The following is a 515-nucleotide window of genomic DNA, read 5'->3' as shown; positions in this document are numbered from 1 at the left end:
TCTGTATTTGACTACGTCCTTCGGACAAAAGAGAGCGTTCTCCTGCACGATGCGTCCAGCCAGAACTCGTTTTCAGCGGATGCTTATATTCGCGACCACCGCTCACGGTCAGTGCTCTGCCTGCCGATAATTAAGCAGACCAGGTTGATTGGAATCCTGTACTTGGAGAACAACCTTGCGACTGCCGCGTTTACTCCTGCTCGAATGGTGGTCCTCACACTGCTCGCTTCCCAGGCGGCTATCTCAATCGAGAACGCCAGCCTGTACCGCGAGCTAGCTGAGCGGGAGGCCAGGATACGACGGCTAGTAGATGCCAACATCATCGGCATCTTCGTCTGGGATCGTGACGATCGGATCATCGATGCCAACGAAGCTTTTCTCCGCATCGTCGGATACGGCCGCGACGATCTCGCCTCCGGTCGACTGCGCTGGCGGGATCTGACGCCCACCGAATGGCGCGATGCCGACGACCGACGCGTTGCGGAGCTGGAGGCGACCGGAACCGCGCAACCCTA

At 58.4% G+C, this 515-nt stretch carries 1 protein-coding gene; it reads left to right on the top strand.

Annotated features, from left to right (window positions below; translation table 11 throughout):
- On the top strand, positions 1-515 hold a 515-nt coding region (locus tag SO156_RS45910; protein WP_498539473.1), incomplete at both ends, for a GAF domain-containing protein.

It is taken from the genome of Bradyrhizobium sp. UFLA05-125 (assembly GCF_059803515.1).
This window is presented reverse-complemented; position numbering and strand designations above follow the sequence as displayed.